Annotated in this window: 28 protein-coding genes; 11 read left to right on the top strand and 17 right to left on the bottom strand. The window is 70.5% G+C overall.

What is annotated here, in order from left to right; all coding sequences use genetic code 11:
- The first annotated feature begins 163 nt into the window (after positions 1-163).
- Positions 164-979, top strand: a complete 816-nt coding sequence (locus tag ACRAS8_RS01525; protein WP_438483911.1) for an SDR family NAD(P)-dependent oxidoreductase — start codon at positions 164-166, stop codon at positions 977-979.
- Between the two features lie 27 nt (positions 980-1006).
- Here the strand turns inward: ACRAS8_RS01525 and ACRAS8_RS01520 are convergent, their stop codons facing one another.
- Positions 1007-2134: a PP2C family protein-serine/threonine phosphatase gene (locus ACRAS8_RS01520; protein ID WP_438483910.1), complete on the bottom strand. Its 1128-nt coding sequence runs from the start codon at positions 2132-2134 to the stop codon at positions 1007-1009.
- A 488-nt stretch (positions 2135-2622) separates the two neighbouring features.
- On the opposite strand from ACRAS8_RS01520, the gene ACRAS8_RS01515 reads away from it, so the two are divergent.
- From ACRAS8_RS01515 to ACRAS8_RS01505, 3 genes are all read left to right on the top strand, one after another.
- Positions 2623-2802 (top strand): hypothetical protein, encoded by a 180-nt coding sequence (locus ACRAS8_RS01515; protein ID WP_438483909.1) that lies wholly within the window; start codon positions 2623-2625, stop codon positions 2800-2802.
- The gene (locus ACRAS8_RS01510; protein ID WP_438483908.1) at positions 2795-3895 is read left to right on the top strand and encodes a response regulator; all 1101 of its coding nucleotides are present in this window, start codon (positions 2795-2797) and stop codon (positions 3893-3895) included. Before ACRAS8_RS01515 ends, ACRAS8_RS01510 begins: the two co-directional genes overlap by 8 nt.
- 155 nt (positions 3896-4050) lie before the next feature.
- The gene (locus ACRAS8_RS01505; RefSeq protein WP_438483907.1) at positions 4051-4518 is read left to right on the top strand and encodes a hypothetical protein; all 468 of its coding nucleotides are present in this window, start codon (positions 4051-4053) and stop codon (positions 4516-4518) included.
- Positions 4519-4619: 101 nt separating this feature from the next.
- Here ACRAS8_RS01505 and ACRAS8_RS01500 read toward each other — a convergent pair whose 3' ends face one another.
- Positions 4620-4847, bottom strand: coding sequence for a DUF6458 family protein (locus ACRAS8_RS01500; protein ID WP_438483906.1), 228 nt, complete (start codon positions 4845-4847; stop codon positions 4620-4622).
- A 322-nt stretch (positions 4848-5169) separates the two neighbouring features.
- On the opposite strand from ACRAS8_RS01500, the gene ACRAS8_RS01495 reads away from it, so the two are divergent.
- The gene (locus ACRAS8_RS01495; RefSeq protein WP_438483905.1) at positions 5170-6927 is read left to right on the top strand and encodes a protein kinase domain-containing protein; all 1758 of its coding nucleotides are present in this window, start codon (positions 5170-5172) and stop codon (positions 6925-6927) included.
- Positions 6928-6951: 24 nt separating this feature from the next.
- On the opposite strand, the gene ACRAS8_RS01490 is transcribed toward ACRAS8_RS01495, so the two are convergent.
- The 5 genes from ACRAS8_RS01490 to ACRAS8_RS01470 all read right to left on the bottom strand — a co-directional run bounded on the left by ACRAS8_RS01490 (position 6952) and on the right by ACRAS8_RS01470 (position 12405).
- Positions 6952-8565, bottom strand: coding sequence for a DEAD/DEAH box helicase (locus ACRAS8_RS01490; protein WP_438483904.1), 1614 nt, complete (start codon positions 8563-8565; stop codon positions 6952-6954).
- Between the two features lie 129 nt (positions 8566-8694).
- Positions 8695-8898 carry a cold-shock protein gene (locus tag ACRAS8_RS01485; RefSeq protein WP_438483903.1) on the bottom strand — a complete coding sequence of 68 codons (204 nt, stop codon included), beginning with the start codon at positions 8896-8898 and terminating at the stop codon, positions 8695-8697.
- Positions 8899-9490: 592 nt separating this feature from the next.
- Positions 9491-10252 (bottom strand): SOS response-associated peptidase, encoded by a 762-nt coding sequence (locus ACRAS8_RS01480; RefSeq protein WP_438483902.1) that lies wholly within the window; start codon positions 10250-10252, stop codon positions 9491-9493.
- A 126-nt stretch (positions 10253-10378) separates the two neighbouring features.
- Positions 10379-11506 (bottom strand): haloacid dehalogenase-like hydrolase, encoded by a 1128-nt coding sequence (locus tag ACRAS8_RS01475; protein WP_438483901.1) that lies wholly within the window; start codon positions 11504-11506, stop codon positions 10379-10381.
- A gap of 254 nt (positions 11507-11760) precedes the next feature.
- Positions 11761-12405: a LysE family translocator gene (locus tag ACRAS8_RS01470; protein WP_438483900.1), complete on the bottom strand. Its 645-nt coding sequence runs from the start codon at positions 12403-12405 to the stop codon at positions 11761-11763.
- 494 nt (positions 12406-12899) lie between these two features.
- On the opposite strand from ACRAS8_RS01470, the gene ACRAS8_RS01465 reads away from it, so the two are divergent.
- The gene (locus tag ACRAS8_RS01465; RefSeq protein WP_438483899.1) at positions 12900-14105 is read left to right on the top strand and encodes a hypothetical protein; all 1206 of its coding nucleotides are present in this window, start codon (positions 12900-12902) and stop codon (positions 14103-14105) included.
- Between the two features lie 22 nt (positions 14106-14127).
- Positions 14128-14580 carry a GNAT family N-acetyltransferase gene (locus ACRAS8_RS01460; RefSeq protein WP_438490310.1) on the top strand — a complete coding sequence of 151 codons (453 nt, stop codon included), beginning with the start codon at positions 14128-14130 and terminating at the stop codon, positions 14578-14580.
- A gap of 18 nt (positions 14581-14598) precedes the next feature.
- Here the strand turns inward: ACRAS8_RS01460 and ACRAS8_RS01455 are convergent, their stop codons facing one another.
- On the bottom strand, positions 14599-15627 hold the full coding sequence (locus ACRAS8_RS01455) for a hypothetical protein (protein ID WP_438483898.1): 1029 nt from the start codon (positions 15625-15627) through the stop codon (positions 14599-14601).
- Positions 15628-15826: 199 nt separating this feature from the next.
- Complete coding sequence (locus ACRAS8_RS01450; RefSeq protein ID WP_438483897.1) at positions 15827-16147, bottom strand: putative quinol monooxygenase; 321 nt, start codon at positions 16145-16147, stop codon at positions 15827-15829.
- 121 nt (positions 16148-16268) lie between these two features.
- Between ACRAS8_RS01450 and ACRAS8_RS01445 the strand changes: the two genes are divergently transcribed.
- On the top strand, positions 16269-16601 hold the full coding sequence (locus ACRAS8_RS01445; protein WP_438483896.1) for an ArsR/SmtB family transcription factor: 333 nt from the start codon (positions 16269-16271) through the stop codon (positions 16599-16601).
- A gap of 199 nt (positions 16602-16800) precedes the next feature.
- Positions 16801-17274, top strand: coding sequence for a carboxymuconolactone decarboxylase family protein (locus ACRAS8_RS01440; protein ID WP_438483895.1), 474 nt, complete (start codon positions 16801-16803; stop codon positions 17272-17274).
- On the opposite strand, the gene ACRAS8_RS01435 is transcribed toward ACRAS8_RS01440, so the two are convergent.
- The 4 genes from ACRAS8_RS01435 to ACRAS8_RS01420 form a co-directional block, all read right to left on the bottom strand.
- Positions 17228-18697: an MFS transporter gene (locus tag ACRAS8_RS01435; RefSeq protein WP_438483894.1), complete on the bottom strand. Its 1470-nt coding sequence runs from the start codon at positions 18695-18697 to the stop codon at positions 17228-17230. The genes ACRAS8_RS01440 and ACRAS8_RS01435 overlap by 47 nt on opposite strands.
- Entirely contained in the window at positions 18694-19416 is a 723-nt protein-coding gene (locus ACRAS8_RS01430) for a TetR/AcrR family transcriptional regulator (protein WP_438483893.1), read from the bottom strand. The genes ACRAS8_RS01435 and ACRAS8_RS01430 overlap by 4 nt, the downstream gene beginning before the upstream one ends.
- A gap of 83 nt (positions 19417-19499) precedes the next feature.
- The gene (locus tag ACRAS8_RS01425) at positions 19500-20588 is read right to left on the bottom strand and encodes an NAD-dependent epimerase/dehydratase family protein (RefSeq protein WP_438483892.1); all 1089 of its coding nucleotides are present in this window, start codon (positions 20586-20588) and stop codon (positions 19500-19502) included.
- A 100-nt stretch (positions 20589-20688) separates the two neighbouring features.
- Positions 20689-21015, bottom strand: coding sequence for a plasmid stabilization protein (locus ACRAS8_RS01420; RefSeq protein ID WP_438483891.1), 327 nt, complete (start codon positions 21013-21015; stop codon positions 20689-20691).
- Positions 21016-21280: 265 nt separating this feature from the next.
- Here ACRAS8_RS01420 and ACRAS8_RS01415 point away from each other — a divergent pair, with 265 nt between their 5' ends.
- Positions 21281-21616: a hypothetical protein gene (locus ACRAS8_RS01415; RefSeq protein WP_438490309.1), complete on the top strand. Its 336-nt coding sequence runs from the start codon at positions 21281-21283 to the stop codon at positions 21614-21616.
- A gap of 41 nt (positions 21617-21657) precedes the next feature.
- On the opposite strand, the gene ACRAS8_RS01410 is transcribed toward ACRAS8_RS01415, so the two are convergent.
- Genes ACRAS8_RS01410 through ACRAS8_RS01400 form a run of 3 tightly spaced genes read right to left on the bottom strand, consistent with a single transcriptional unit; the run spans position 21658 to position 24491 of the window.
- Positions 21658-22659, bottom strand: a complete 1002-nt coding sequence (locus tag ACRAS8_RS01410) for an aldo/keto reductase (protein ID WP_438483890.1) — start codon at positions 22657-22659, stop codon at positions 21658-21660.
- Complete coding sequence (locus ACRAS8_RS01405) at positions 22656-23882, bottom strand: MAB_1171c family putative transporter (protein ID WP_438483889.1); 1227 nt, start codon at positions 23880-23882, stop codon at positions 22656-22658. The genes ACRAS8_RS01410 and ACRAS8_RS01405 overlap by 4 nt, the downstream gene beginning before the upstream one ends.
- 42 nt (positions 23883-23924) lie before the next feature.
- A complete protein-coding gene (locus ACRAS8_RS01400; RefSeq protein ID WP_438483888.1) occupies positions 23925-24491 on the bottom strand; it encodes a toxin in 567 nt (188 codons plus the stop codon).
- Between the two features lie 337 nt (positions 24492-24828).
- Between ACRAS8_RS01400 and ACRAS8_RS01395 the strand changes: the two genes are divergently transcribed.
- The gene (locus tag ACRAS8_RS01395) at positions 24829-25395 is read left to right on the top strand and encodes a CHAP domain-containing protein (protein ID WP_438483887.1); all 567 of its coding nucleotides are present in this window, start codon (positions 24829-24831) and stop codon (positions 25393-25395) included.
- Between the two features lie 92 nt (positions 25396-25487).
- Here ACRAS8_RS01395 and ACRAS8_RS01390 read toward each other — a convergent pair whose 3' ends face one another.
- Positions 25488-26093 carry a hypothetical protein gene (locus ACRAS8_RS01390; RefSeq protein WP_438483886.1) on the bottom strand — a complete coding sequence of 202 codons (606 nt, stop codon included), beginning with the start codon at positions 26091-26093 and terminating at the stop codon, positions 25488-25490.
- Positions 26094-26226 lie beyond the last annotated feature (133 nt).

The following is a 26226-nucleotide window of genomic DNA, read 5'->3' as shown; positions in this document are numbered from 1 at the left end:
GGGTTACCTCCATGTGCGTCACTGACAGGAATGTGCCGTCTTGTCGCCGATAGGCAAGTGACAAATGATGCTGCTGCGAACAAAGAGTAACCAGCCGGTGGGCAGGCTGGTGGCGGTATCTGACCTTGCCTGACATGACTGCTGTTGCCTCGGAAGGGACGTTGTGGTGGCGAAGACGCTCGTTGTTGTCGGTGCCGGCCCGGGACTGGGGAGGGGAGTTGCCCGGGCGTTCGGCCGCCGTGGATTCCAGGTGGGTCTGATCGCCCGGAGCAAGGACAACCTCGCTGCTCTGGTAGGCGAGTTGACCAGTCAGGGGATCACTGCTGCGGCGTTCCCCGCAGACATCCGGGATCGTGCCGCGCTGGCCGATGCCGTCAGGAGGGCCGAGGAGACGTTGGGGCCGGTCGATGTCCTGGAGTACAGCCCCAGCCCGACCGGGGAGATCACCCAGGCAGCCCGGACCACGGTCGCCTCCGCCGCCGCGCAGTTCGAACTGCATGTGCTGGGCGCGGTGACTGCCGTGGGCCAGGTGCTGCCGCAGATGCGCGCCCGGGGCGAGGGGGCCCTGCTGTTGACCACTGGCGTGTCTGCCACGATCGCCGCACCGTTCCTGGGCAATGTGGGCCTGGCCATGGCCGGTCTGCGCAACTGGGCGCACGCCCTGCACGCCGAACTCCGGCCCCAGGGCGTCCATGTGGCCACGGTGACGATCGCCTCCGCCATCGTCCCCGGCGATGAGGTGACCGACCCTGATGTCATCGGCGACCGCTACTACGAGCTGTACCGGCAGCCGAACCGCAGGGAGGAGGTCATCGGCGACCCGGAGGCGTTCCGTGCACTGGTCGCCGAGCACACCGAGCACACCGAGCACACCGAGCACACCGAGCACACCGAGCACACCGAGCACACCGAGCACACCGAGCACACCGAGCACGACGAGCACACCGAGCACGACGAGCGCGCCGGCAGGCAAGGCTGACCAGGCTCTCGGCTTGACGCTGATGCTTCACCCGATGCCAGGCTCGTCCGTCGACACGGACCGTGTTCGGGTGACTGCGAGCAGCGCCGTGTCGTCGGCGATCCGGCCGCCGGTGTGATGGTTCACCTTGGCGAGGAGGACGTCCAGCAGCGCGTCCGGTTCGGTGAAGACCACGCCAATCAAGTCTGCTGCCGGGTCGTAGAAGTCGCCGGCGCGGTTTCGTGCCTCGTACAGACCGTCGGTGTAGAGCAGCAGTGTGGCCCCCATGGGAAAGGGTGCCGTGTCGATCCGGTCCGGCGCGGCGCCCAGTTCTGCCAGTCCCAGGGGAAGAGCCGGCTCGGCGGGTTCCAGGCTGTGGACCTGGCCGGCGTGCAGCAGCAGCGGCGCCGGGTGCCCGCGATTGATCAGCCGCACCACGTCATCGCCGTACGGGATCTCCACGAGAACGCCGGTGACGAACCCCTCGGTCCGCTCGGGCCCTGTGCGCCGCGCCCTCTCTCGTAGCAGCGCCCGTTCCAGCCTGGCTGCCACCCCGACGAGCGAGGGTTCCTCTTCTGCCGCCTCCCGGAACGCCCCCATGGCCACGGCCACCACCTTGACCGCGTTCAGGCCCTTGCCGCGTACATCGGCGACCAGGCAGCGCACGCCGTACGGAGTGTCCTGCGCGCCGTACAAGTCGCCCCCGATCTGCGCCTCTTTCGCCGCAGCCTGGTAGCGCACCGCGATCCGCAGGGCCCCTATCGAGCCCGGGGGTTGTGGTAGTACCGCACGCTGCGCGGCCAGCGCGACTCGGCGAGCGGACTGCAGGCGCACCTGGCTGTAGTACATGAGGCGGTTGACGACGATGGCGAGGGCGGAGACGGTCGCCACCGCCGCCAGCTCGCTCCACCCGCCGGAGTCCCCGATCAAGCCGAAGTGGGTGAGCAGGGCGATGTCGGTGGCGCAGGCGCCGATGCCCGCCAGGATCGTCGCGCGCAGCGACAGCAGTGCGGCCGCCGTCATCGGCGCGGCCGTGTAGAAGGCTTCCGCACTGAAATGTGGAGGGGTGCAGTAGTCGAGGACGGCGCCTCCGACGAGGAGGATGACGGGGACGAGCTGGAGGTGGCGCAGACACCATCGGCCGACGCTGGTGCATACGGCACTCCGCGTCCTCACGTCCCCGCTCCCGCTCTGTCGCGCAGTAACACACCTCAAGCATCCTCGGGCCGGATGACGACTGCCAGTCGTGGAAATGCCGGTGCGTGTGTGCCTGATTACGCGCTGCGTCCCCGCGTCACTCCACCCACGCCTCCACCGTTGCTCCCGTCCCGAACGTCAACATCGCGCCGCGGGCAGGTGAAGGTGTTGGCGCAACACCCTCACCGGCAGCACGGCTCTGAGCTGCGCTTCTGGAACGTTGCGGGAGGGCGAGCAATACCGCAACAGCCGCCGGGTGTTGCCGGTTTGCCGGTTGTCTGGCGCAACGGGTTCGCCTGCCGCCATTGTGTGGCGCATGGCAGGGCGGGCTCAACCGGGGCGTGCCGTCCCGACCGGTCTGCGGCGGGATGAAGGAGGCGGCTGCGATGGATGATCGTTCGATGGTGGATCGTTCGCTGGTGTCGGTGCGGGCGGCGCTGGTGCTGTGACTGGCGGCGCTGACCGGTGTGGGAGCCGGGCTGCTGTCGACGGCGGCCGGCAACGGCCTGGCGGCCGCCGTCCTCTCCGGGCTTGCCGCCGCCGGCGCGGCCGTGCCGGCGTTCAACCAGGTCATCGCCCCGGAAGCCGCCGCCGAAAGGCCGGTCGCGCGCAAGGCGCGGGTGAAGGGCGGCAGCATCCGTGGGTGAGCTGCGCCCCCTGGGGCAGAACCTGACATCGGAGTCCCGGGCGCTGGCCACGGCGCTGCGGGAGTTGTTCGAGGGCCTGGGAGTGTCGGTGCGCCGCTACGCGGCCCGGCGCGTACGGGACGCCGGCACCTTTTCCCGTTACCTCAACGGTACCCGCGTCCCACCGTGGGAAGTGGTGATGGATCTCTTCACCGACGTCGCCGAACACCGTGGCATGGCGGCCACCCCGGAGGCCATCGAGCTGGTACGGCGACTGCACCGGGCGGCGGTGGAAACCAGCGCCTCGCCACGCCACGCGGTCGAAGTGCTCGAACAGCAACTCGCCGAAGCCGACCGGGTTTCACGCCGCTCCACCGCCCGCGGGGACGCACTGGGGGACGCCTTGCTGGATCGCAAGCACCGCATCGCGGACCTGGAAGTGCGCCTCAACCAGCTGGAAGCCGAATGGGGCGCGGAACGCGAACGAGCCGAACGACTGGCAGCCACGGCCGGCCCCGACGTCACGGAGCTGTTGTACGAACGCGATCGGTTGCGGGCCGAAGTCGCCCGGCTTTCCGCCCAGTTGCATGAAGCGCAAGTGCGGCGCGACGAGGCCGAGGCGCGCTGTGCCCTGCTGGAACGGCAGTTGGAGGCGGTCGAGCAGGTGCAGCAGACGGCCGTGGCCGTGACCCCCGCGGCGCCCCGGGCCATGCCCAGGATCCTCATCGTCGACGATCAGCCGGACAACCTGCTGGCCATGACCGCCGTCCTGTCCACCCTCGACCAGGAGCTGGTCGCGGTCTCCTCAGGCCGCGACGCCCTCAAGGCGCTTCTCGACCACGACGACTTCGCCGTGATCATCATGGACGTCCAGATGCCTGACATGGACGGCTACGAAACCGCCGCCCACATCAAGCGGCGCCCGCGCACCCGCGATGTGCCCATCGTCTTCCTCACCGCCATGGGCACCGACCCTGAACACTCCGCACGCGGCTATGCCGCCGGCGCGGTCGACTACATCGGAAAGCCCTTCGACCCATGGGTCCTGCGAGCCAAGGTCGCCGTCTTCACAGGCATCTACCTCGAACAACGGCGCCTCGCCGGAGAGCAGTGACCCGAGGTGTGAAACCGGCGTTCAGGGCCGCTCTCCCGGTTCTGAGATGCACTTGACGTAGTTGACATAGTCACGCCAAAAATCATGGGGCATCTGCCTTGTCCTCTTCAGGGGCGCGTGCCTCAATTGGCACCCCCTCACAAAGGCGGTCTCCCATGAGACACAGCAAGCTCGGCACAGGTGCGTTAGTCGGCGTCGGCGTCGCGCTCGCGGGCACCCTCGCGATGGCGCCGTCCTCGGTCGCGGTGACACCGGACACCGCGACCCTCTCGTTCGACTGCGGGAGCTACGGCTCGGGAACGGCCACGCTCACCGCCACCCAGAGCGGCACGCAAGCGACCATCGACCTGTCCACATCGGCGATCACTTCGCCCATCAACATCGGGGCGAACTCGGTCTCGTCGACGCTCACACTGACCAAGAACGACTCGGATACGACGGTGTTCAGCGGCAGCTCCAACCCGGCGATCCCGGCCGGTGGCGCGGTCTCCACCGGACCGCTCACCGGCACCGTCGCCACGGGCGACAAGCTGTCGGCCTCCTCGCTCCAGGTGGTGGTGCTGGGCATCACCGCGACCTGCAAGGCCACGTCGCCGCAGTCACCTGGTCCCTTCGTCTTCTGACGTAAGACGTAAGACGTAACGAACGGTACGAGGGGTCGGCGGGCGGCCGCCGCCGGCCCCGGGTCTCAGCAAGGCCGTCCTCGGTGCGCCAGGCGCCCTCACTAGCGGTAGCGCCGGGTCTCCTCCACGTCGACCACCGGGGCGCCCGGCCACGGCGGTTGAGTGCGCCGACGCTTCAGGATGCTCACGTAGGTGGCGATGCCGATGAAGCCGACGATCATCAGGATGACACCCACCAGGTGGACGTCGATTCCGGGCATGTGCCAGTCCACGGCGAAGGTGAGGACGGCCCCCACAGCGAGCAGGATGATGCACCCACCGACACCCATGCCATCTGCCTCTCTCTCCGTTGACGGCAAAGTGTGCTGACACTGCGCGTACCCGGGCGTTCGGGGGGCATGTCCGGGCCGACGGGGGTGAGGCGCAGCAGGCGGCCCGGCTGACCCAGCCCGGGTTCTGGCCGGTTGCACAGCTCGGGGGGACGCCGGCCTTTCCCTGGTACGCCACGCCCTACCGGCCCGCGCTGCCGCTGCCGGCCGTCCTCGCCGCGCACGGTGGCCCGCTGCCGGAGGCGTTGGTCCGCACGCTCGGCGGCACGCTGGCCGAAGCGCTGGCCTCGGCTCACGTCCTGGGCATCGTGCATGGTGGGGTATGCCCGGCGGGCGGGAGCTGGCCCGGTCCCTGGCCCGCACGCTCCAGGACGTGCACACCACCGGCCTCGTCCACCGGGACGTGAAGCCGCCCAACGTCGTCCTCACCTCGCGCGGCCCCCGCCTGATCGACTTCGGCATCGCCCGTCCCGAACACGGCCTGACCCTCACCCGCACCGGACAGATCCCGGTCACCCCCGGATACGGCGCGCCGGAACAGGTCCTCGGCCGGCGCGTCGGACCGGCGGCCGACATCTTCTCCCTCGGCGCCGTCCTCGCCTTCGCCGCGAGCGGCCGGCCGGCGTACACCGGCGCCGAGATCACGGCCGTCCTCTACGAGGTCGTGCACGGCGAGCCGGACCTGGGAGCCGTGCCCGAGGCCCTGCGCCACCTCCTCATACCCTGCTTGGCCAAGGACCCGGCGGCCCGCCCGCTGCCCGGCCAGGTCGCCGAGGCCGAGGCGGCACCGCGCCGGCCCGGAAAGCCGTGGAAGTCCGGCCCGTTGGGGGACGAGATCCGGCAACGCGAAGCCGCTGCACGCCGCCTGACGGCCCGTCCGGCCGGACCCACGCCCACCACCGGGGCGGGAGTCGCCGGCGGCCCCGGACTGACCCGGCGGCGGCTGCTGGTCGCGGCCTCCGGCGGTGGGGCACTGGTGGCAGCGGCGGGCGGCGGTACCGCCTGGTTGCTCGGCCGCGGTGACGCCCCGGCAGACCCCTTCGACATCCCGCCGGCCGCCCAGGTGCGTAGCGCACCGCTCGGCTCCGCCGACGGCACCCCGAAGCCGCTGTGGGGACCCGTCCAGGATGTCGCCGACGCCGGGTCACCGGCTCCGCTGCCGGTGCGCGACGTGGTGGTGTTCGCGGCCTCCGGCGGCGGTATCGCGGCCCGCGAGGTCACCGACGGCCGGGAACGGCGGCGGGTCGGCGACGCGAAGGCGGACGCCGGCTACCTCTCGATCGGGGACCGCCTGGTGGCCACCGCCGACGGCGAGGGCACGCTGCGCACCTGGGTCGCCGCCACCGGATCGCCCCGATGGACGGTGGACGCGCAGGTGGGCGCCCTACTGGCCGCCGACGCCCACGCCGTCTACCTGCTGACGACCGACGGCCGGCTGCGCTGCGTGGGGACCGACGGGAAGGTGCGGTGGACCCGGCAGCCACCGCTTCCGCTGTCCGGCGGCCACCCCGTCGCGGCCCTCGGCGCCGGCCACCTGGTGTTCTGCACCGAGACCGGCGACGTGGCCGCGGTCCGCGCCCAGGACGGCGCCCGCGCCTGGGTCCGCAAGGGCCAGGCCGCCGGGGCGCTCCGGCCCGCCGTCGACGGCGGAACCGTCTATCTCGGCGGCCGCACCCTGGCGGCCGTGGAGGTCGACAGCGGCCGCCAGCGGTGGGCCCTGGACCCGATGCGACCGCCCAAGCGGGGCACCGCCGGCTGGGGCCCGCCCGCCGTGGCCGGCGGGGTCGTCTACGCACTGGACTGCGAGGCACTGCGGCCGGTGCGCACCGACGGCAGCCAGGCCGTCGCCCCGATGATGATCGCCGGCGTCGCACCGCCGTGGCAGCCGCCGGTCGTCCAGGGCAACGGCGTCTGGATCGTGGAGAGCGAGGACACCGGGGTCAGCGGCCTGCCCCGCTCCGGAGAGGGCCGGCCCCAGACCTACGCCCTCTCCGGCGGCCAACCCCGCTTCCTCGCCGCCAACGGCAACCGCCTGTTCGTCCTCAATCACGCGACGCTGCTGGCCTTGCCGGTGTACTAGGGCCGGGGTGCCGGCGCCGGTGTACTAGGCCGCGGGGCTGCGGCGGCCGCCTCGGCGGTCGGCGTTGCGGCCGCCGCCCGCGCGGCCGGCCCCACCTGCGGCCTTGCCGCCCCTCGCCCGGCGGGCGGCACCGCGCCCGCCCGTCGCCGCGCCGCCGCCGGTGCCGGTCCCGGCCGTCGCCCGGCGGTCCGAGCGCTGGCTTCCCTGCCCGGTGGCAGTGGTCGTCGTCGCCGCGGCGGCCCCGCCGCCCTTGCGGCGCCGGCGAGCCGGCCGCCTACCGGGCTCGCCGTCGCTTTTCCGCTGTGGACGGGACGCTGCCGGTGCCGCCTGCTGGGGGACCTCGATCGTGACGGCCACACCGGACGGCTCGCGCGCACCGGTGAGCGTGGCCAGCTCCGCGTCGCCCGACCTGATGCGGGCCGTCCGCGGACGGATGCCCGCGTGGGACATGAGCCGGGTGACGTCCCTCTTCTGGTCGGGCAGCACCAGCGTGATCACGCTGCCGGAACCGCCGGCCCGGGCCGTGCGGCCGCCGCGGTGGAGGTAGTCCTTGTGATCGGTGGGGGGATCGACGTTCACGACGAGGTCGAGATCGTCGATGTGGATGCCCCGGGCCGCGACGTTCGTTGCCACCAGCGCGGTGACCTGGCCGTTCTTGAACTGTTCCAGGGTGCGGGTGCGCTGCGGCTGGGAACGGCCGCCGTGCAGCGCGGCCGCCCGGACGCCGACGGCCAGCAGCCGCTTGGCGAGCCGGTCCGCGGACCTCTTGGTGTCGAGGAAGAGGATGACCCGGCCGTCACGGGCCGCGATGCGCGTGACGACGGCCTTCTTGTCGGTGTCGTCCAGGACGTGGAACACATGGTGCTCCATGGTGCTCACCGCTCCCGCCGACGGGTCCACGGAGTGCACCACAGGGTCGGTCAGGAACCGCTGCACGAGGCGGTCGATGTTGCCGTCCAGCGTGGCGGAGAACAGCATGCGCTGCCCGTCGGCCCGTACCTGCTCGATCAGCTTGGTGATCTGCGGCAGGAAGCCCATGTCGGTCATCTGGTCGGCTTCGTCCAGCACCGTGATGCGGACGTCGTCGAGCACACAGTCCCCGCGTTCCACCAGGTCGTTGAGCCTGCCGGGCGTCGCCACGAGTACCTCGGCGCCGCGGCGGAGCGCGGTGGCCTGCTTGGTGAGGGACAGCCCGCCGACCACGGTGGTCAGCCGGAGGTTCACCGCCGTCGCGTAGGGGGTCAGCGCGTCCGTCACCTGCTGGGCGAGCTCACGGGTGGGCACCAGAACGAGGGCCAGGGGCGCCCTGGACTCCGCGCGCAGTCCGGCCGTGCGGGCCAGCAGCGCCAGCCCGAACGCCAGCGTCTTGCCGGAACCGGTGCGGCCCCGTCCCAGCAGGTCACGGCCGGCGAGCGAGTTGGGCAGCGTGGCGGCCTGGATGGGGAACGGAGTGGTCACACCCTGTGCGGTGAGGGTCTTGAGCAGCGCCGGAGGCATGTCCAGACCGGCGAAGTCCTCGACGGCGGGAAGCGCGGGCGTCGTGCTTTCCGGCAGCCGGAATTCCCTCGGAGACGATGCGGCGGACGGTGCGGACGCGGTGCGTCGGTTCGACTTCTGGTTCTGGGACCTACGGGCCATGCAGTGATCTGCCTTCCTGGCTTCCTGGAACAGCGCAAACCGGGGTCCGCACCATGACAGTGCGGACCCCGGTGAGCGGATACGCGACCGGTTTTCGGGCCGGATATCAGGCCGGTTTTCGGGCCGTTATCAGGCGAGGACGATGTTCTCCGCCTGCGGGCCCTTCTGGCCCTGCGTCACGTCGAAGGAGACCCGCTGGCCTTCCTGGAGCTCACGGAAGCCCTGGGCCTGGATGTTCGAGTAGTGGGCGAAGACGTCGGGGCCGCCGCCGTCCTGCTCAATGAAGCCGAAGCCCTTTTCGGCGTTGAACCACTTCACAGTTCCCTGTGCCATAACTTTCTCCTTCTGTAGGCAGAGGCCCCATCCGGAGATGCCGGAAACAAATAGCGCGCCTGATGGAGAAACATTCCCGTCAGGCGCACATAGGTTCATGGGTACCACAACTGCAACATCGAAACGGTAGCACAACCCGGCGCCCGGCAACGGTGCCTCGGTCGGCAGATTCGCCCGCTCCCTCCGGTGCCGCCGTCCGTTCATGATCAACTCGCCATGGCCCCGTACCACTTGGGTGGCCCGCCGAGCAGCTCCGGCTGATCTTCGCCGCCCCGGCCGCCGGCCGGCTCGGCCGTCACCCCGTCCCCGGCGCTCCGGGCGGTCGCCGGCGATCTCGCGGCGCGCTTCGTGCCGGAGCCCGCGGCGGTGCCCGGCGGCATGCTGCTGATCGACTTCGGTGAGGACGTGCCGCCGGGCGCGCCGCTGGTCGCCGACCGGCCCGCACCCGCCCTGGTCGACCTCGCCCTGCCCTGGCTGCGCGCGGAGCACCGCGACGGACACGAACTGCCGGGCGGCCAGGTGGAGTTGACGACAGGCGGCCCGGAGGAATGGCTCCCGGGGCACCGGGGCGGCTGGGGCACGCACCAGGCTTTCAGCCCTGGGGGAGGTCTTGGGGGAGGGCCGGGTCCAGCAGGTGCGGGCCGTTGTTGCGGACGCTGTTGACCGCGGTGCTGACGGCCAGGGCGTCGAGGTTCCCGTCGGCGGGCGTGGTCAGCAGGCCCCGCAGCTCGTCGCTGTCGTGGTGTGCCGGGTCCAGCCACTCGTCGTAGTGGTCCGGTGCGATGGCCAACGGCATGCGCGGGTGGATGCGGCCGGCGGCGTCGGTGGCCTCGGTGGTGATGATGGTGCAGGTGGCCCGCCACGCCGCCGGGTCGTCGTCCGCTGCCACGCCGGGGTCGCGCCAGAACTCGTACAGGCCGGCCAGCGCCATGACCTGCCCGTCCTCGGGGCTGATGAAGTACGGCTGCTTCCGGGGCTTCGCCTTGGAACCCTCGGCGGGCGGCAGTGCCTGCCACTCGTAGAAGCCGTCCGCCGGCAGCAGGCAGCGTCGCTTGGCGAACGCGCGGCGGTAGGCCGGCTTCTCATGCACCGTCTCCACCCGCGCATTGATCATCTTCGCGCCGACGCTCAGGCTCTTCGCCCACGACGGCACCAGCCCCCACCGCAGCGCCCGCAACTGCCTTTCCACGGCCCCGGTGTCGCGGTCGAGACGTTCCAACACCGTCCATACGTCGTCGGTGGGCGCCACGTTCCAACTCGGCGGGACGAGATCCGCCGCCGGATCCCACTGTGTGACGTGGAAGAGACCAGCCAGGTCCTGCGGGCTGCGGGTAGCCACGAATCGACCGCACATGGTGCTTACGATGCCATGGCCAGGCGGCCGGCCACGGCCGGACACCGGAAACAGGCAAGGCGGTCCGCCTGGTCCGGGTGCGCCGACCGCGCCGACCGCATCAGGGCAGCGGTCCAGTAGATCCGCTCAGCTGATCTGCTCCGGCGTCACCGTCAGCCACCGCTTGTCCGCGGTGACCGGCTGCCCCAGTTCCTTCTGCCGCTGGGCGTTGGAACGCTTCATCTCGTCGAGCTCCTTCATGGAGCTCGCCTTGCGGTTCACCCAGACACGGACCCCGCCGTGCTCCACATCGGTGGAGTGGAAGAGCATCGGGCCGTCGCTCTTGGGGGTGTCGCCCGCTGCCAGGATCGGCTTCTTCCACTGGTCGATGTAGGTGCTGATCGCCGCAGGCTTGCCTTCGTACCAGGTCAGCGGGGCCCACAGGGTCGGCGTCAGCTCACGCCCGGCGAGCTTCGCCGGGTCGAAGCGGCCGGCCGCGATCTCCTTGCGGGAACTGGTCACCTCGCCCGTCTTGCGGTCCTTGAGCAGCATGGAGACGCCGAGGACGTTCTGCGGCTTCACGTCGTAGCCGTACTTGGGATCGCTCAGGACCATCCGCACCAGGTCCTCGGAGGCCGCGCTCACCACATACACCTCGATGCCGTGCCTGCGCAGCGCCTTGTAGAGCTCCTGCATGCCCGGGGTGGGGCGCGGAGGCTGCACCTCGGTCCTGGTCAGCTTCCCGCCCTGGTAGTACTCGGCGGGTATCGGCTTGCGGTACGCCATGAGCTCGTCGACGTACCCCTTGAGCTGCTTCAGGGTGAAGCCCGAGAAGATCTGCGCCGCCCACGGGTAGCAGACCTGGTCGTCCACCTCGCACAGGCGGTTGTAGTAGCTGTAGAGGCTCTCCTTGTGGGCCGCGGTGTCCTTGAAGGGGATGACCTTCAGGGACGGGTCCATGGTCTTGCGGGTCAGGACGCCCTTCTGCTCCAGGAAGGGGAGCAGGGCCTCCTCCAAGTCATTGCGGTACGTGGTGTTGTCCGCGTCGAAGACCGCGTACGCGCCCTTTTGGCCGTGGTCCGTGATGACCTTGCCGAGCTTCTCGGCCACGGGCGCGGGCCAGTGCTTCAGCTCCACGGACGCGACCCGCGACGACGACCCGGCGGCTGCGGCCTCGCTGCCGCCCGGCCACAGGGCACTGCCCGCGAAGACCGCGGCGGCCAGCGCCCCCACGGTGCCGAAGATCGCAAGCTTGCCTTTTGCTCGTACTGCCATGCTGTCCGTTCCCTTGAGAGCTGCGTGCCGCCCCGTCCGGAGCAGCGGGCAATGGTATGAGGCCGGACGCGAGTTGCCCATGATCAATTTCACCGTTAACGGGACGTGTGGATTCGGTGAACAGGGGTATCCGTAATCGGCGTCCGGGGTGGCGGTGGCGTGGTGGTTGGCGGGCGTCCGTTTTGCTGCGCGCACAAGGGCACCGCAGGGCCGGTCTCGTCCTCGGCCTCGTCGAGGCCCTACTCGTAGAGGTCCTAGTCGGCGCGGCCCGTAGCCGCCACCGTCACGCCGAGCCCGATCATGGCCAGGCCGCCCGCCCCGCCGACCTTCGACAGCCGGCGGTCCGAGCGGGCGAACCAGGAACGGGCCGCCGAGGCGCCCAGGCCCCACAGGGTGTCCGTGATCAGACCGATGGCCACCGGGATGAGCCCCAACTCCATCATCTGGAGGGGCACTTGGCCGGCCGAGTGATTCACGAACTGGGGAAGCACCGCCGCGAAGAAGACGATGCCCTTCGGGTTGGTGGCACCCACGAAAGCACCGTCCAGGATCGTGCGCAGATCGCCGCGCCGCTCACCCGCCGGCGCGTCCATGTCCGCCGCGCGCATCTCCTTGCGGTGCCGGAACGCCTGCACGCCCAGGTAGACCAGATACGCCGCGCCGGCCAGTTTCACGCCCGTGAACACCGCCGCCGAGGTCTCCACCAGCGCGCCGAGGCCCCATGCCACGGCGAGCACCAGGACGTAGGAGCCGAGCAGGTTGCCGAGGACCGTCGCCAGCGCCGTGCGCCGGCCGTGCGCCAGGGCTCTGCCGACCACGAACAGCACGCTCGGCCCCGGAATCACGATCACCAGCAGCGACATCGCCGCGAATGCCAGCAGGCTCTCTGTGGACACCATGTCCGCCTCACCCCTTGATGTCTGCCGTGATATCTGCCGTTGAGTGCGCATCCAAACAGACGGCGAGCCGCTCGCGCCAGGCAGCCGTTAGTGAGGCGTTACCGACACGGTAGCGATCTCCCGCAGAGTCGTAGGCGTCCAAGGGCGTTGATCGAGGGCCGCCGGGGCCTTCATGGTCTTGCCGCCCATCGGCACGGGGAGCGAGCGCGGTATGCGGAAGTCGGAGAGTGACGGTTGCGCAGGGATGGTTGCGGACGCGACACAGGGCTTAGCGCGTAGGCCGTAGCCATTTCGGTACGTCATTCCGGTACGCCGCAGTCGGGCAGGGGTTTGCCAGACAGATCGGGCAAGGGTTGCCGGACAGATCCGTGCCGCTGTGACGAGGGCGGGCTCAGTCTCTCGGCGTCAGCGCATCAGCTTCCCCGCCTCTTGGGCGTCCCCTTCCCGGGCCGTCCCCACCCACCAGAACTTCGATCGAATGCTTGGGAACCGCTATGCGTGAAATCAGTCGCCGAGGCGTATTCGGACTCGGGATAGGAGCAGCGGCCGCGCTCTCCGTGGCCGGCTGCTCGCCCTCCGGGAAGTCGACGACCTCCGACAAGGTCTCAGCCACGTCGGGAGCGAAGACGCCCGGCAAGCCGATCGGCGACGGCTCGACCGCGTTCACCGGCAGGCAGCCCAACCAGCCGCCCACGCCGCAGAAGCTGGAACCGGGCCAGAAGCCGCCGCAGTTCGTCGTCTTCTCCTGGGACGGGGCGGGCGAGGTGGGCAACGGCCTCTTCCCACGGTTCCGCAAGCTCGCCAAGGATCACAACGCCTCGATGACGTTCTTCCTCTCCGGGCTGTATCTGCTGCCCGAGGAGAAGAAGCGCATGTACCGCCCGCCGAACAACCGGGTCGGTGCCTCCGACATCCCCTACCTCTCCGACGACCACATCAGGGCAACGCTGAAGAACGTGCGCGCGGCGTGGCTGGAGGGCCACGAGATAGGCACCCACTTCAACGGCCACTTCTGCGGCGAGGGCCGAGGCTCGGTGAAGCACTGGACCCCCGCCCAGTGGCAGTCCGAGATAGACCAGGCCATGTCCTTCGTCACCAACTGGCGTACCAACACCGGCTTCACCGACCTCGACCCGCTGCCCTTCGACTACCACAAGGAACTCGTCGGCGGCCGCACCCCCTGCCTGCTCGGCCAGGACAACCTGCTGCCCACCGCCCGCAAGCTGGGCTGGCGCTACGACGCCAGTTCACCGGGCGGCCGCCAGGTCTGGCCCACCAAGAAGCAGGGCCTGTGGGACTTCCCGCTCCAGGGGATACCGTTCCCCGGCCACTCCTTCCCGGTCCTTTCGATGGACTACAACATCCTGGCCAACCAGTCCAAGAACTCCACCAAGGCCCCACCGGCCAACTACCCGCGCTGGCGCAAGCAGGCCACGGAAGCCTACATAGCCGGCTTCCAGCGAGCCTACGAAACCAACCGGGCACCGTTCTTCATCGGCAACCACTTCGAGCAGTGGAACGGCGGCATCTACATGGACGCCGTCGAGGAGGCCCTCAAACACATCGCCGACGACAAGCGCAAGGACGTCCGGCTGGTCTCGTTCCGCCAGCTCTGCGACTGGCTCGACGCCCAGGACCCGCAGGTCCTCGCCGACCTGCGTCGACTCGACGTGGGCCAGCGCTTCACCGGACGCGGCTGAGGCCGTCGGGAGCGTCCTCGGCCTGGGCCCGACGGACGCCCCCGGGGCATTCGGTTCCACTCTGGAGCGGGAGCAGGCGTTCACGGAGGAGGCGTGGCGCGAGCGCCTCACCCGACGTAACCAGTTCGTCGCGGAGGGCGGTGACACCGCCTGCGGACTGATCGGCATCCTTCCGGATGCTCCAGGCATCGCCCAGCTCGTGTCGATGTGGGTGCACCCTGCCGCACGCGGGCGCGGAGTCGCCGACCTGTTGGTGCGGGCGGCGTTGCGGTGGGCACAGGACCACGGCTTTTCGCAGGTGGAGCTGTGGGTGACGGAGGGAAACGCGCACGCGGAGCGGCTCTATGCCCGCCATGGTTTCCAGCAGAACGGTCGGGTGCAGCCCGTACGGGAAGGGGAGCCGGAGTTGGAGTTCGGCATGGTCCGCTCCGGTCCGGCCGCTCCTCCCTCCATCTCTCCGACTCCCCGTGCGTGATCGAGGCGTTCGCCGGCGCTACCTGGTGCGAATCTTGAACGGCAAGGTCTGGTAGGAGAACGACGTGTCGCCGGTGCCTACCGAGACACCCGCATCAACATCGGCCACGGGAGCGTCTCCCGTGACGGCCAGTCGCATCCGGTAGACAGCGGTGGCGCCGGGCGCCAGCGGCGTCTTGGCGGTCGGGATCAGCTTGGCGCCCATCCCCGGGTCGCAGCCGCCGGGCACCAACGAGACGCGCTGCCACCCGTGGCCGGGCACATACTGCTGCAGCACCAGATCCTTGGGCGCCACGGCACGGCTGCCGCTCTGCCCGTAGGCGAAGTAGGCAGCGTTGAGCGCCGGGTAGGCCCGCTTGGTGGTGTTCTTGACCGTGAGCGCGAACTCCTTCGCCGCACCGCCACGCACCAGGCCGGCGTCGCGCGGCCAGCCCGTGACCGTGGTGGCGGGGCGGTCGACGACGGCGTTACGCGTCGGTGCGCGGTAGGTGTGACCGTGCCCGTCGTCCACCGAAGCGGTCACGGCCAGGCGGCCGGGACGGTCGAGGGCCTGGACCCGGAGGGCGATCGTGGCGGGGTGGCCGGAGCTCGCCGCGACGGAGAGGGGGAAGGAGAACCTCCCCTTGTCCGGTCGATCACCGCCGACCGGTTGGACGTTCAGATCGACCCAGCGGTGGCTCTTCTCGTCATAGCGCTGAACCATGAGGGAAGCGGCGATAAAGCCCTGCGTGGTGACGTCCAGGCGGACGGTGCCCTTGGAGACCGGGGTCCGCACGGTGACGTTCGAAGACGACCAGAGGCCGACCGGTGCCTCCGACGCGAGGCTGTAGGAAAGCTTCTGCGCCACCTTTCCGGTCACGCCATTGCCGGTGACGCCGGCTGTGGCGGGATTGCTCATCCCTGTGCTGCCTGTCATGCCTGTGGTGCCCGCCACGCCTGTGCTGCCTGTCATGCCTGGGGCGCCGCAGTTTGCTGCGAGCTGCGCCCCCGCAGCCGCCGCTGCGGGGAGCGCCTGCCCAGGAGCCGCCGCCCCGATCACCAGGGCCATTCCGGCGACCATGGCGGCCGCGGTGCCGGTGGCCGTCTTCCATGCTCCCGCTGGCCGTTGCGCCATAGGTGTCATTTTGCCCCCACTTCGCATCAGAACTTCGCATCAGACGCACCGGTGTGCGCCTCTACGAGAGTGGAGTCGACTCTGCGGTACAGGGTTCCCGCAAGCTCCTGAAATGGCGCATTTTGATGGGAAGTTACTCGTGCGGGTGCGGGGCGTACGGACTGTGCATCGTGAGATAGCGGATCTCCAGGTCGCGCTCCAGGTAGTCCATGCGCCGCTCCCAGAAGTCCTGGAGGTGGGGGAGGGTCAGGTGGGCGTTGAGGTCCGCCTCGCTTCGCCATGCCTCGTAGAAGACGAACACGCCCGGCTCGTTCCGGTCCTCGTGGAAGTGGTACTCCAGGCAGCCGGGCTCTTGTCGTGTCGGCTCGACGAACGAGAGCAGGAGCCGGCGCAGTTCCTCAGTCCGCTCGGGCTTGGGGCGGGCTATGCCGACGAGAGTGAAGGGTTGAGTCACGGGGGTCTCCAAGGGAAGGGAATAGGTACGATTTATTTCGTACCTTGGGGACGTTAACGGCTGGCAAGGTACGATGCAAGCCGTACCTGAGTAAGTCATATCTGAACTGGAGGTGAACGTGATGCCCGACGAGGAGGGGCACCCCGAGTTGGCGGAGATGGAACTCGGCAAGGTCCTGTCGGCGCTGGCCGATCCCCTGCGGCGCCGCGTCGTGAGGGAACTGGCGGCCGGGCCCGACGGCGCGGCGCGCACCTGCAGTTCCTTCGCGCTGCCGGTGAGCAAGGCGACGGTCACCCATCACTTCCGCACGTTGCGCGAGGCAGGGCTGATCCGCCAGGTCGATCGGGGCAACAGCCGTATGGCGACGCTCCGTCGAGCCGATGTCGAGCAGCGGTTCCCGGGTCTGCTGGCACTCCTCGTGGCCGAGGACGTCGCCGCCCGCGACGCGACTTGAGGGCGGGGCCGGGCGCCCCGGAAACGGCAAGCGAGAACGGCGAGCGGGAACGGAAGGCGGCATGGTCGTCGGCGCCGCCGATCCCACCGGGGCGTCGGGGCTTTACCGGAGACGCAGGTCACATTCGCACGTGTCACAGGGGGCAGGGGCTGCTTCGTCCAAGGGGGTGTAGCCACTGACAACGACGGAGGAGTGCACGATGGAAGCTCGTCTGAACCCCATGGCCGGCCCGGTTGCCGCGAAGGCCATGAAGCACATCATCGCCGCGCACAAGGCGCTCGCCGAGTCGACGGTACCGGCCGCCACGCGTGAGCTGATGATGCTCCGCGCCAGTCAGATCAACGGTTGTGCCGGTTGCATCGACATGCACACCAAGGAGGCCGCCGCGGCCGGGGAGACCGCGGTGCGGCTCAACCTGGTGGTGGCCTGGCGCGAGGCCACCGTCTTCACCGACGCCGAGCGCGCCGCGTTGGAGCTGACGGAGCAGGGCACCCGGATCGCGGACGCGGCCGGCGGCGTCCCGGATGAGGTGTGGGCGAACGCCGCCAAGCACTACGACGAGGACCAGCTCGCCGACTTGGTGGTGCAAATCGCCCTCATCAACGCCTTCAACCGTGGAAACGTCATCACTCAGCAGCCGGCCGGCAACTACCAGGTGGGTCAGATCCACTGACGGACGGCCCGTCGGCCGACATCCGCCGGCCGACGGGCTCTGTGCTCGCGCGCCGGGGCAGCAGGGAGGCCGGTAGAAGGCCGAGCGCCGCGCACCCGGCCAGCATCAGCAGGGCCAGGCCCATCGCCGGGGCGAATGCCGTGGCCGTGGTGGCGGGGGAGTCGTGGGTGGACGGTCCGGTCACGCTGGCGGCCAGGGCGATGCCCAGCGTCGGGCCGATGTTCATGGCGGTCTGTTTGAGCCCGCCCACGACCCCGGCGTATCCGGGTGGCGCGTCACCGACGACGGTCCCGGTCGCGGTGACCATCACGGTGGCGAACCCCGCGCCCATCACGGCGAACGTCAGCCCCATCGCCGTCCACGTACTGGTCGGACCGAGCCGGGACAGTCCCGCGATGCCGAGGGCGAGCAGGGCGGTGCCCACGGTCGCGGTGCTGCGCGGATCGAACCGGCGCAGTGCGCGGCCGGCGGCGGGCGCGCCGAGGACCATCAGCGCGGTCAGCGGAAGGACGCGCAGACCGCTGGCGAGCGGATCCAGACGCCGTACGTCCTGGAGATAGAACGTGGCCGTGAACAGTGCGCCGAACAGACCGGCAGAGCTGGCCAGCAGGATCGCCATGGATGCGGTGACGGGGACGGACCGCGCCACGGCAGGTGGCACGACCGGGTACGCGATCCGGCGTTCGTGCCGGACCAGGACGACGGCGAGGCCCACGACGGCGACGAGCCCGAGCAGGGTCGGCGCGGCGGTCCATCCGTGCGCCGGCACCCCGGCCAAGGTGTGGACCAGCACCACGAGCGTGGTGGTGAGGAGGGCGGTGCCGGTGAGGTCGAGCCGCTGTGAACGGGCGGGGGAAGGCGGTGTCGGCGCTCGTACGATCAGGGTGAGCGCCGCGATCAGAAGCGCGAGCGGGACGTTGAGCCAGAACACGGCGCGCCAGCCCAGATGCGCGACCAGGATGCCCCCGAGGAGCGGACCGGCTCCCGCGGCCACCGCGATCGCGCTGGTGCGGATGGCGACCGGCGTACCGAGTCGGTCCGCCGGCCAGGTCAGCCGCAACAACGCGAGGGTCGCCGGTTGGAGCAGTGCGCCGAACACGCCCTGTGCGGCGCGCAGTCCGACCACCCAGCCGATCGACGGCGCGAGCCCGATACCGGCCGAGGCGGCTCCGAAGCCGACCGCGCCGGCACACAGCAGCCGTCCGTGTCCGTACCGGTCGCCGAGCCGTCCGGCGATGACGAGGAGCGAGGCCACCGCGAGCAGATAACCGGTGCTGGTCCACTGGACCTGCGCCACGCTCGCGCCGAGATCGCGCTGCAGACCGGGTTGCGCCACCAGCAGCACCGTGCCGTCCAGCGCGACGAGCATCGCACCGGCCACGCTGACCAGGAGCGCGACCTGCCGCCGCGGGGACGCCGTCATGTGCGCACCGGGCCGAGGTGGGTGTCCAGCACCGCCGCCACAAGCTGATCGAGCTGCTCGCGTCGGCCGAACTGATCGGGTTGGCCGAGTTGGTCGCGTCGGCCGAGCTGGTCGTTTTGCTGCGGTGCATCGCCAGTCAGTTGGGCGCCTCCCAGAGCGAGTTGGAGACTGCCCCATGCCCACAGTTGGGCCATGCCGTGCAGGTTCGACCACAGAACGGCGGCCGTGACGGAGGCGGCGCGTGGGGCCAACTCTCCTGTTCCGTCGGCCTGTTGTGCGGTGTGCTGCTCCGCCCGGCATCGGGCGACCAGGGTCACGATGCGGTCGAACAGCGGCAGCGTCGACTCGCGCAGCCTCGGCTGGTCCGAGGTGCGCTGCTGCTCGCTGTCGAGCAGGTCGTGACGGAACATCAGCTCGAACATGCCCCGGCGCTCCAGCGCGTACCCGACGTACACCCGCGCAACGGCCTGCAACTGGGCCCGCGGTGTGGTCGCGTCGGCGATGGCGGCCGCGAACCGTTCCCCGAGGTCCGCGAAACCGCGGCGGGCGATCGCGGAGAGCAGGGCGTGGTGCGTGGGGAAGTACCGGCGTGGTGCGCCGTGCGAGACCCCGGCCCGGCGGGCGATCTCGCGCAGCCCCAACGCCGCGGAGCCTTCGGTCAGTACGAGGTCCACCCCGACGTCGATCAACCGCTCCCGGAGGGAGCTCTCAGCATGCATAGACACTGTCTACCAGGTTGGGTAGACAGTGTCTACTAAGTCCGGAGCCTCGGTCTCCGGGATCGGGCACGGTGCTGGTCAGGTCAGGGGCGTTGTCCCACCCCGGTGGCCAGTTCGCGGAGCCGGCCGCCGGGCAGCCGCGCCGCCAAGGGGGCGGTATCCATGCCCGCCATGTCCCTGAGCCCGTGCAGGAACTCGTCGAGGGCCTCGATGGCGCTGTAGCGCGGTGCCCACTCCAGTTCCCCGCGAGCGCGCGCGGTGTCCAGCAGTGGCAGACGCAGCACCGCGTCGAACAACTCGGGTGAGGCCGGCGTGAGGTGCAGCCGCCAGGCCGCCGCCACCGCGTCGCGCACGGGCCGCTGGGGCAGCCGTACGGCGCGGGCGGCCAGCAGGTCGGCGAGCCGGGGGCCGTCGACGACCGGGTCGGCGGCCAGGTTGAAGGCGCCCCGTACGTCGCGGACCACCGCACGCCGGTAGGCATCGGCCGCGTCGTCCGTGTGCAGAGCCTGGAATCGCAGGTCAGGGAGGTCGGGGACGACCGGTATCAAGGACGGCCGGACCAGCCGCTGCGGCACCAGAGGGCCCGCGAAGAGCCGGCGCTGTTCGGAGGCCGCCTCCCGCTTGAAGAGGAAGCCGGGGCGCATGCGGACCACCCGGACATCGGGGTGGCGTTCCTCGAAGGTGTCCAGGACGCGCTCCAGATATGCCTTCTCCCGGCAGTAGGCCGCCTCCGGCCAGCCGTGGGTGGGCCAGGACTCGTCGACATAGCGGTCCTTCGGCCCGGGACTGTAGGCGCCCACCGAGGAGGCATGGATCAGGACGGGCACACCGCTGCGCGCCACCGCGTCGAAGACCCGCAGGCTGCCCAGCACATTGGTCTCCCATGTGGTGGCCGGGTCGTGGGTGGGCTGGAAGAGCCAGGCCAGGTGGATCACCGCGTCCGCGCCCCGGAAGTGGGACGCCAGATCGTCCTGTGGATCTGCCATGTCCACACAGGCCCAGGCGGCCTTGGCGATGGACAGATGACAGGGCCGGCGGGCCAGGCCGAGGGTGGAACCCACCGCCCGTTCCTGGCCGAGGACCCGCATCACGCTCGTGCCGACGTTGCCGGTCGCTCCCACGACAACCACGTGGAGTCCTGGGCCGTGACCGTCCGTACGGTTGCTCTGCATGGGTCTCCCTCCGCGAGGGCGCCACCCGCCCCGGGCCGCTGCCCGCGCACCGGGCGGCTCCGGCCCTCCGTCGTCGTACTCCTCGGCCGGACCGTCCGGTTCAGCGGCCGACGGCCCTGCGCAGCTGCTCCTTGTTCATGTTCGAGCGGCCTTCGACGTTCTTCTTCCTGGCTTCCTCGTACAGCTGGTCCTTGGTCGGGCCCTGAGCCCCGCGGTGGCTGCGCTCGCCGCCCCGCTGTGAGGCGGACTTGGGGTCCTGGGTGGAGACCCTGCTGGACGACCTGGACTCCCCGGACCGGGCCCGTTCCTTGTTCACGGTCCGCGCGGCGATCTCCTTCGCACGCTTCTCCGAGGCACCGCGCTCCTTGGCGCTCTCCTTGATGTGCTCGTACTGCCGCTCACGCTTCTTGCTCGAACCCGCAGGCATGTTCTGATCCCACTCCTCGATCACGTTGTCCGTGCGCGCCGGCGGTGGACGGCCCGGCGGGCCGCCCCACCACACCGCACACTTCCAGTCCACCTCTCTTGGGCGCCTGGCGCGACACAGCGCGCTGGGTGGGCGGCCTGAGGTGGGCACCGGGAGGTCGGCAAGCCCGGCGCCCGCGAATATCGCGTTGTGGGCCCCGGGCCGTGGCCATAGGGTCACCGCTATGTCTGTGCGTCTCCGTATGCGTCAAGCCCTGCCGGACGCGATGCGCGCCCGTGACAAGACCGCGGTGAGCGCGCTGCGCGCCACGCTCGCCGCGCTGGACAACGCGGAGGCGGTGCCCGTGGACGAAGCCGAGCCGCGTGCCGCGGCCCTGGAGCACTCGCCGGTCGGCGCCGGCGCCACCGAAGCGGCCCGGCGCGAGTTGAGCGAGCACCGGGTGGTGGACGTCGTACGTGCCGAAGCCGCCGAACGTCTGGAAGCCGCAGCACAGTTGACGGCGCCCGCGCACGCCGACCGAGCCGCCCGCCTCCGCGCCGAGGCCGCCGTGCTGCTCGCCTTCGTCGACGGACCCGGCCTCGACGGCCCGGGCGTCGCTTAGGGCCTGTCCGATGGGTCAGGGTCGGGATCGCGGCGCCGCGCTCAGTGGCCCAGTCGTTCCAAGGCCGCTTCGGGGTAGCGTTCGCCGGCCACGGCCTCCTCGGGCACTGTCCGGCGCAGCAGATCACGGTCGGCGTCGGACAGGGCCACCGTCACCGCGGTGACGTTCTCCTGCAGATAGCGCCGGCGCTTGGTGCCCGGGATGGGCACGATGTCCTCGCCCTGGGCGAGCAGCCAGGCAAGCGCTGCCTGGGCGGGCGTGCAGCCGATGCGCTCGGCGACGTCCCGGACCGCCTGGACGAGTGCCAGGTTGCGCTGGATGTTCTCGTCGGCGAAGCGGGGCCAGCGCCGGCGGTTGTCGTCCGCGGCGAGTTCGCTGCGGGAGGAGAGGGCGCCGGTGAGCATGCCGCGCCCGAGCGGGGAGTAGGCCACGACGGCGATGCCCAACTCCCGGCAGGTGGCAAGTAGTTCGCCCTCCACCACGTTGCGGGTGAAGAGGGAGTACTCCACCTGGACCGCGCTGACCGGATGGACCGCATGGGCCTTGCGCAGCGTCGCGGGGCTGACCTCGCTCAGTCCGATGTGCCGCACCAGTCCGGCCTCCACCAGCTCGGCCATGGCACCGACCGTCTCCTCGATGGGAGTGGCGGGATTGCGGCGGTGGGCGTAGTAGAGGTCGATGTGCTCGACGCCCAGGCGGCGCAGCGAGGCCCGACAGGCGAGGGGAACGTACTCGGCGGAGGTGTCGACGTCGCCGACCCGGCCCGTGGCGGCGTCGTGGCGGAGCCCGAACTTGGTCGCCACCACCATCCGGTCGCGCTCCCGGGCGTGTCTGTGCAGCCAGCGTCCGACCAACTCCTCGTTGCTGCCCTGGCCGTAGGCGTCGGCGGTGTCCAGGAGGGTGACGCCCAGGTCGAGTGCCTGGTCCAGGGTGCGCTGGGACTCCTCCTCGTCCGGCACCCCGTAGGCGATCGACATTCCCATGCAGCCCAGGCCGATCGCGGACACCTCGGGGCCGTCGCTGCCCAGCTTGCGGTACTTCATCGAACCTTCCTCTCCCTGCACCGGTCGGTGGACCGGACGGTGGCGTAGGCGCGGGCGATGGCCAGCAGCCGTCTGACTTCTTCGGTGTAGTCGCCGCCCTTGGCGCCTTCCGCGCCGACCGCCACGGAGGAACGGGCCGGCGGGCGGTTGTCGTGCTTGGCGCGCAGCGCCGACGCCAGCGTGGTGGCCTGCACCGTGGCGTGCAGCCGGTCGCCCGACAGCCCCGCCGCCTCGGCCGACTGCCGGGCGTCGGCGGCCGCGCCCGGCGCCACGTACGGACGGAGCGTGAGCAGACCGTCCTGGATCTCGATGACCATGCGGTAGAGGCGATAGCTGATGTCACCGGGCAGGAAGCGGGCGAGGCGGCCGGCGTGTTGCGGATTGAGCGCGATGTCCGGCACCGCCGCGTACAGCGCCGCCCACAGGGGATGCAGCCGCTGATAGGTGACGAAGTTGCGGGCCAGCCGGCGCCACTCGGCGATCCGCGGCCCCCAGGAAGGCATGGTGAGCCCCGCCACCAGGAAGAAGATGCCGGTCCCGTTGGCCACCGGCGTCAGCAGTTCCCAGTCCAGCGGGTCCAGTCCGCACTGCACCGCGATCAGTGAGACCAGCCGGTTCAGGCAGTACACCAGGCACGCACTGGCTCCGATCGCCGTGCTGTACAGGCCCCTTCGCAACCACTGCCGGCCGGCCACCCGTCCGTAGCGGCGGCACAGCCGGATGATCTCGATCATCCCGGCGCCGAACGCGCTGACGTAGAGCAGCAGATAGGCGGCGACCAACGGCCGGTGCACGTTCTGCAGCAGATAGTGGGCGCTGCGCCGCTGATCTCCGCTGCCTGCCGCCGCCCACATGGTGACCATGGCGACCGCGCACAGGGCCGCGATGAGCAGCCGGACCAGGGCGCGCCGCCGGGCGGCCTCGGGCGGGTACACCCAGAAGACGATCGCCGTCAGAAAGGCGGCACTGGAGGCGACGCCGCCGAAGAGATGGATGCCCAGCGCCCCGAGATCGGCCACCCCCGCGTACGCGTCCACGGTCTGCGAGACGGAGGGCGTGGAGAGCGTGAACGAGATCCCCTTGCAGAAGAACGCAATGAGCAGCGCGAGCAGAGCCGGATCGCGCCGGTGATGGCGCAGGTCGAGCAGCTTGTAGAGCAGCGCGAGGACGCAGAGGACGGCACACGCGGGGAAGACGGCGGCCTTCACCGCCATCGCGTTCATGAGTCCCCCTGCCGTCCCGTGGCCGGGCATCGTGCGAAACCGCTACTGGGCATGGGGCCCCGCGCCCGGATTGAGCGAGCTCTCGATGCGCCCGACCGTTTCGGCGTCGGCGGACGGCACGCTCCACACCGACTCCACGGCGGGGCGGGTGACGCGTTCCAGGATGAGGGAGGCGACGATCTCCGCCTCCTGCTCCTCCGCGGTGGAGTAGCTGGTGCGCCCCAGCATCTCCCGCACCCGCTCCGGGTCCAGATCCGGCATCAGGTCGCGCACCGTCGCCGCGTCGAACCCCGCGGAGTCGCGGTGCCGGCACAGCATGTGCGCGAGCTCATGGGCGATGATGTGGTCCTGGTGCAGACGGCTGGTGTCCGCCTCGACCACGATGACGTCGAAGGCGTCCGTCGCCAGCCACATACCGCAGGGAGCCTCCGCCCCCAGGGGCAGCGGTACGAGCTGGATCGGCCGCCCCCGGTCGGCGCTGAGCCGCTCCATCACCGTGGCGATACTGCATCCGTCGGAAAGGTCCAGGCGCGCCAGTACCGCCGCAGAAGCCCGGCGCAGCTGTTTGAGTTGCTTCTTGCGGGGCTGTTCGTGACCCCTGGAGGACAAGGCCGCCACTCCTGTGCCTACTCCTTCCTCTCCACTGGTCGCTTCGTCTCGCCCGACGAGGACTCGTCCGGAGGAGCCATGGCGTGCCGTACGGACACGCGAACACAGTAGCCCCTCCGCCGAGATGAGGCGCATTTTCCGGGCTGCGAGGCGATCGCGCCACGCCGGTGAAGTAGGGCAAACGGAAAGGCGGTTGGCCCGAAATCGCCGCACGGGCCGGGGCGGACGCTGTTTCACGACGATTCCATCGGCGCTTTCTAGCGTCGCGTTCAGCGTGTTCGCGGTGCGCGAGTACGGAGCCGAGCACGCCGGATTCAGCCGAACCGAGAGGAGAGTCATGACACTCCGGAAGACGCGTCACACCGCCGTCAGGAGCATGCTGGCCGCAGCCGTGGTGGTGCCGTCGCTGATGCTGGCCGCGAGCCCGGCGTCGGCCGCGCCCGAGGACATCGTCGGGGTGGCGAACGCCAATCTCGACCATCACGCCTGTGACACCAACAGCGCGGGCCAGCAGGGCTACAACTCCAGTTGCACGGGCGCCGGCGGTTCACCGGAAAACTGGTGCGCGGACTTCGCGTCCTGGGTCTGGGCGCAGGCGGGCTACAACGTCAACGGCCTGTCGCCGGCGGCCGGCAGCTTCGCGGAGTACGGCGCGGGGCTGCATCCGGATCCGCACGTCGGTGACGCGGTCGTCTTCAACTACAGGGGCAACGGGAGCGCCGATCATGTCGCCATCGTCACGGCGGTCAACGGCGACGGCACCATCGAGAGCATAGGCGGCAACGAGGTCACCGAAGACGCCGCGACCTCCACCGTCCACCACGACGGCCCCTACAGCGGCGCGGTGGGCGACAGCTCGTACTGGAACATGTCGATCAGCGGCTACGTCTCTCCGGCCAACTAGCCCCGATCGTCCGTGCGGCGGGTGCCGAGAACCGGCCCGTCGGCCCGCCGGCCCGAAGACTGGATGGCCGGCGGGCCGGCGGGCCGGTGGCGTCACGCTCCGGGGATCTCGGCGCGGAACTTCTTCGTCAGATCGGTGCCGCGGATCACCCCGCCCTTGTGGTACTTCAGCCCCCAGGCATCGATCACCGAGCCGTCGGCGAACATGCAGGCGGAGATCGCCTTGGACGGATCGGTCTCGTTCCTGGGGCCCCAACCGCCGCCGTCGGTGGGCTTGTTGCCGAACATGGCGGTGCCGTTGATGCCCTGGCAGTAGGCGATGGACGGGTTGCCGGGGCTGCTCGGGCCGTCGGGCTTGCGGACGTAGGCGAGCGCGGCCAGGGTCGGCTTGTCCGCGGCCAGGGTGTCCGCGGCGATCATGATCCGGCTTCCGTCGGCGGCGGTGAACAGGCACATCTCGCGCTCGCCGCCCAGTGGCGTGATCTTGTTGCCGGTGCCGGTGTAGTAAGGGACGCGGGTCTCCGCCTTGCCGCCCTGCTGCGCGCACCAGGCCGCGTCCGCGGACGGGGAGTGCCGTACGGGAGCGGCGGCGGCCGGGTCGCGGGGCGCCGGGCCGGTGGCGTTGGCCGTGTTGGCCGCCACGGCCGTGCCGGAGACCAGGGCGAGAACGGACACGGCAAGGGCATGGGAGCGCTTCACGCTTCCTCCTCAAGGACGGTCGGTGGGGACGACGTCGCCGGCCGGGCGCGGTGTGCAGGCCCATCCTCGGTAACCCCGCGCCGCATGGTCAACGCACACCCCCGGCCTGCCGGCGGCCCCGCCGACATTGACG

It is taken from the genome of Streptomyces sp. S186 (genome assembly GCF_051603415.1).
Classification (GTDB): domain Bacteria; phylum Actinomycetota; class Actinomycetes; order Streptomycetales; family Streptomycetaceae; genus Streptomyces.
The sequence above is the reverse complement of the archived record's forward strand: the minus strand, read 5'-3'. Positions and strand labels throughout refer to the sequence as shown.

Excerpts from the sequence above, each read along its gene's own strand:
- ACRAS8_RS01505 (WP_438483907.1), top strand. The coding sequence starts at position 4,051 with ATGAGACACAGCAAGCTCGGCACAGGTGCGTTAGTCGGCGTCGGCGTC.
- ACRAS8_RS01500 (WP_438483906.1), bottom strand. The coding sequence starts at position 4,847 with ATGGGTGTCGGTGGGTGCATCATCCTGCTCGCTGTGGGGGCCGTCCTC.
- ACRAS8_RS01495 (WP_438483905.1), top strand. The coding sequence starts at position 5,170 with ATGCCCGGCGGGCGGGAGCTGGCCCGGTCCCTGGCCCGCACGCTCCAG.
- ACRAS8_RS01490 (WP_438483904.1), bottom strand. The coding sequence starts at position 8,565 with ATGGCCCGTAGGTCCCAGAACCAGAAGTCGAACCGACGCACCGCGTCC.
- ACRAS8_RS01485 (WP_438483903.1), bottom strand. The coding sequence starts at position 8,898 with ATGGCACAGGGAACTGTGAAGTGGTTCAACGCCGAAAAGGGCTTCGGC.
- ACRAS8_RS01480 (WP_438483902.1), bottom strand. The coding sequence starts at position 10,252 with ATGTGCGGTCGATTCGTGGCTACCCGCAGCCCGCAGGACCTGGCTGGT.
- ACRAS8_RS01475 (WP_438483901.1), bottom strand. The coding sequence starts at position 11,506 with ATGGCAGTACGAGCAAAAGGCAAGCTTGCGATCTTCGGCACCGTGGGG.
- ACRAS8_RS01470 (WP_438483900.1), bottom strand. The coding sequence starts at position 12,405 with ATGGTGTCCACAGAGAGCCTGCTGGCATTCGCGGCGATGTCGCTGCTG.
- ACRAS8_RS01465 (WP_438483899.1), top strand. The coding sequence starts at position 12,900 with ATGCGTGAAATCAGTCGCCGAGGCGTATTCGGACTCGGGATAGGAGCA.
- ACRAS8_RS01455 (WP_438483898.1), bottom strand. The coding sequence starts at position 15,627 with ATGGCCCTGGTGATCGGGGCGGCGGCTCCTGGGCAGGCGCTCCCCGCA.
- ACRAS8_RS01445 (WP_438483896.1), top strand. The coding sequence starts at position 16,269 with ATGCCCGACGAGGAGGGGCACCCCGAGTTGGCGGAGATGGAACTCGGC.
- ACRAS8_RS01440 (WP_438483895.1), top strand. The coding sequence starts at position 16,801 with ATGGAAGCTCGTCTGAACCCCATGGCCGGCCCGGTTGCCGCGAAGGCC.
- ACRAS8_RS01435 (WP_438483894.1), bottom strand. The coding sequence starts at position 18,697 with ATGACGGCGTCCCCGCGGCGGCAGGTCGCGCTCCTGGTCAGCGTGGCC.
- ACRAS8_RS01430 (WP_438483893.1), bottom strand. The coding sequence starts at position 19,416 with ATGCATGCTGAGAGCTCCCTCCGGGAGCGGTTGATCGACGTCGGGGTG.
- ACRAS8_RS01425 (WP_438483892.1), bottom strand. The coding sequence starts at position 20,588 with ATGCAGAGCAACCGTACGGACGGTCACGGCCCAGGACTCCACGTGGTT.
- ACRAS8_RS01420 (WP_438483891.1), bottom strand. The coding sequence starts at position 21,015 with ATGCCTGCGGGTTCGAGCAAGAAGCGTGAGCGGCAGTACGAGCACATC.
- ACRAS8_RS01415 (WP_438490309.1), top strand. The coding sequence starts at position 21,281 with ATGCGCGCCCGTGACAAGACCGCGGTGAGCGCGCTGCGCGCCACGCTC.
- ACRAS8_RS01410 (WP_438483890.1), bottom strand. The coding sequence starts at position 22,659 with ATGAAGTACCGCAAGCTGGGCAGCGACGGCCCCGAGGTGTCCGCGATC.
- ACRAS8_RS01405 (WP_438483889.1), bottom strand. The coding sequence starts at position 23,882 with ATGAACGCGATGGCGGTGAAGGCCGCCGTCTTCCCCGCGTGTGCCGTC.
- ACRAS8_RS01395 (WP_438483887.1), top strand. The coding sequence starts at position 24,829 with ATGACACTCCGGAAGACGCGTCACACCGCCGTCAGGAGCATGCTGGCC.